We start from the raw sequence: 3,402 nt of genomic DNA, 5'->3' as shown, positions 1-3,402 counted from the left end.
GGCGCTTCGGGGGGGTGTCATTTCAGGAGGGCGCACTTGCTTTCGGCCAAGGAGGTGAAGACCTGCTCGCCCGGCAGCTTGGAAACCATCTTGTAGTAGTCCCACGGCTGGGTCGACTCGGACGGCGACTTGACCTGCATCAGGTACATGTCGTGCACGAAGCGGCCGTCCGCGCGGATCGTTCCCTTGGCGTAGAAGTCGTTGATCGGGGTCTTCTTGAGTTCCGCCATCACCTTGTCGGCGTCGGTGCTCTTCACGGCCTGCACCGCCTTCAGGTAGGCCGTCGTGGCCGAATAGTCCGCGGCCTGGATGTCGGTCGGCATGCGCTTGGTCTTGTCGAAGTACTTCTTGCCGAAGGCACGGGTCTTCTCGTCGAGGTTCCAGTCCCAGCTGGTGGTGAGCAGCAGGCCTTCGGTGTTCTTGAGGCCCAGGCTGTGGATGTCGGTGATGAAGACCAGCAGGCCGGCCATCTTCATGGACTTGTTGATGCCGAATTCCTTCGCGGCCTTGATCGCGTTGATGGTGTCGCCGCCCGCGTTCGCGAGGCCGAGGATCTGCGCCTTGGAGTTCTGCGCCTGCAGCAGGAACGAAGAGAAGTCCGATGCGTTGAGCGGATGCTTGAYGCCGCCGACCACCGTGCCGCCCTTCTCCTTCACGACCTTGGCGGTATCGGCCTCGAGCGCCGCGCCGAAGGCATAGTCGGCCGTCAGGAAGAACCAGTTCTTGCCGCCCTGCCCCACCACCGCGCCGCCGGTGCCCTTGGCCAGCGCCACGGTGTCGTAGGCGTAGTGCACTGTGTAGGGGCTGCATTGCTCGTTGGTGAGCGCCGAGGTCCCCGCGCCGTTGACGATGAAGACGCGCTTCTTCTCCTGCGCGACCTTGGCCAGCGCGAGGCCGGTGCCCGAGTTGGTGCCGCCGAACAGCATCGTGAGGTTGTCGGTGTCGATCCACTCGCGCGCCTTCGAGGCGGCGATGTCGGCCTTGTTCTGGTGATCGGCCGTGACCAGTTCGATGGGCAGGCCGTTGACCTTGCCGCCGAAGTCGTCGATCGCCATCTGGATCGCGGTCGCCCCGCCCTTGCCTTCGACGTCGGCATAGAGGCTGGACATGTCGGTGATGAATCCGATCTTGACCTTCTCCTGTGCCTGGACACTGCCGGCCGCCAGGGCGACGGCGAAGGAGACCGCAGTCAGCGCGATTGTTTTTTTCATTGTCGAATCAAAAAGAGAGATGAGTGAGAGAAATCGTTGGATCGGCGCGTCATTTCCAGAGCGCGCACTTGGAGTCGGCCTTGGGCGTGAACACCTGGTCGCCCGGCAGCTTGGCGATCACCTTGAGGTAGTCCCAGGGCTGCTTCGACTCGGCCGGCGACTTGACTTCGACCAGGTACATGTCGTGCACCATGCGGCCGTCGGCGCGGATCGTGCCCTGGGCGTAGAAGTCGTTGATCGGCGTCTTCTTGAGTTCGGCCATCACCTTGTCGGCATCGGTGGTCTTGGCCGCCTGAACCGCCTTCAGGTAGGTCATCGTGGCCGAGTAGTCGGCGGCCTGGATGTCGGTCGGCATGCGCTTGGTCTTGTCGAAGAAGCGCTTGGAGAACTTGCGGGTGTCGTCGTTCAGGTCCCAGTACCAGCTGGTGGTGTGCAGCAGGCCTTCGGTGTTCTTCAGGCCCAGGCTGTGGACATCGGTCAGGAAGATCAGCAGGCCCGCGGTCTTCATGGTCTTGCCGATGCCGAACTCCTTCGCGGCCTTGATCGAATTGATGGTGTCGCCGCCCGCGTTGGCCAGGCCGAGGATCTGCGCCTTCGAGTTCTGCGCCTGCAGCAGGAAGGACGAGAAGTCCGAGGCATTGAGCGGAGCCCGGACCGCGCCGACCACCGTGCCGCCCTTGGCCTTGACCACCGCCGCGGTGTCGGCTTCGAGCGCATGGCCGAAGGCGTAGTCGGCGGTCAGGAAGAACCAGCTCTTGCCGCCGCGGTCGACCACCGCGCCGCCCGTGCCCTTGGCCAGCGCGACGGTGTCGTAGGCATAGTGCACCGTGTAGGGGCTGCACTGCTCGTTCGTCAGCGCCGAGGAGGCGGCGCCGTTGTTGAAGTAGACCCGCTTCTTTTCCTGCGCCACCTTGGCCGTCGCCAGGGCGGTGCCGGAGTTGGTGCCGCCGAACACCATGGTCACGCCCGCGGTGTCGATCCATTCGCGGGCCTTGGAGGCGGCGATGTCGGCCTTGTTCTGGTGGTCCGCGGTCAGCAGCTCGATCGGCTGGCCGAGCACCTTGCCGCCGAAATCGTCGATCGCCATCTGGATCGCGGTCGCACCGCCCTTGCCCTCGAGGTCGGCGTACAGGCTCGACATGTCGGTGACGAAACCGATCTTCACCTTCTCTTGTGCCTGTGCGGCGCCGGAAGCGAGCGCCATCGCGGCGATGGCCAGGGTCATTGCGCTGAACTGGTTCTTCATGGGGACCTCCGTCCGATCAACAGGTTGCGAAAAAAAATCAAACACCGAGCAGCTCGTTGAGCACCGGCATCTTGGCCTCGAGCTCGGCGGCGCCGAAGGCCTCGACCATGCGGCCGTGCTCCATCACGTAGAAGCGGTCGGCCAGCGGGGCCGCGAAGCGGAAGTTCTGCTCCACCATGACCACCGTGTAGCCCTTGCCGCGCAGCGTGTGGATCATGCGGGCGAGCGCCTGCACGATCACCGGCGCCAGGCCTTCGGAGATCTCGTCGAGCAGCAGCAGCCGGGCGCCGGTGCGCAGGATGCGCGCCACCGCCAGCATCTGCTGCTCGCCGCCCGACAGCCGCGTGCCCTGGCTGTTGCGGCGCTCGGCCAGGTTCGGGAACATGGCGTAGATCTCGTCCACCGACATGCCCTTGTCGGCGCTCTTGAGCACCGGTGGCAGCAGCAGGTTCTCCTCGCACGAAAGGCTGGCGAAGATGCCGCGCTCTTCCGGGCAATAGCCGATGCCCTGGTGGGCGATGCGGTGCGTCGCCATGTGGATGGTCTCGACGCCGTTGACCTTGATGCTGCCCTTGCGGGTGCCGGTCAGGCCGAGCACGGCGCGCATCGTCGTCGTGCGGCCGGCGCCATTGCGCCCCAGCAGCGTGACGACTTCGCCCGGCTGCACCACCATGTCGACGCCGTGCAGCACGTGCGATTCGCCGTACCAGGCCTGCAAACCCTTGATCTCGAGTGCGGGGGTTGTCATGGTGCCTCCCGCCGGGCCGCCCCAAGGGAGGCACGCGCCCCCTCGGGGGGCAGCGAACTACACGAAGTGAGGAGCGTGGGGGTCATTCAATGGGCTCCCTGCAGTGCGCCGTCGGTGGTGCCCATGTAGGCCTCCATCACCTGCGGATTGCGCGAGACCTCGGTGTACGGCCCCTCGGCCAGCACCGCGCCGCGCTG

Annotated in this window: 4 protein-coding genes; all 4 read right to left on the bottom strand. The window is 65.3% G+C overall.

Going from position 1 to position 3,402, the window contains the following annotated elements; all coding sequences use genetic code 11:
* Positions 1–17: 17 nt before the first annotated feature.
* On the bottom strand, positions 18–1,211 hold the full coding sequence (locus tag AC1D2K_RS32255) for an ABC transporter substrate-binding protein (RefSeq protein ID WP_478094203.1): 1,194 nt from the start codon (positions 1,209–1,211) through the stop codon (positions 18–20).
* Between the two features lie 49 nt (positions 1,212–1,260).
* The gene (locus tag AC1D2K_RS32250; RefSeq protein WP_478094205.1) at positions 1,261–2,436 is read right to left on the bottom strand and encodes an ABC transporter substrate-binding protein; all 1,176 of its coding nucleotides are present in this window, start codon (positions 2,434–2,436) and stop codon (positions 1,261–1,263) included.
* 58 nt (positions 2,437–2,494) lie between these two features.
* On the bottom strand, positions 2,495–3,205 hold the full coding sequence (locus tag AC1D2K_RS32245) for an ABC transporter ATP-binding protein (RefSeq protein WP_478094201.1): 711 nt from the start codon (positions 3,203–3,205) through the stop codon (positions 2,495–2,497).
* An 86-nt stretch (positions 3,206–3,291) separates the two neighbouring features.
* Positions 3,292–3,402, bottom strand: a 111-nt coding sequence (locus AC1D2K_RS32240) for an ABC transporter ATP-binding protein C-terminal domain-containing protein (RefSeq protein ID WP_478094204.1), incomplete at its 5' end; no start/stop codon positions are given.

This window comes from Variovorax sp. P1_H12_2 (genome assembly GCF_056405335.1).
This window is presented reverse-complemented; position numbering and strand designations above follow the sequence as displayed.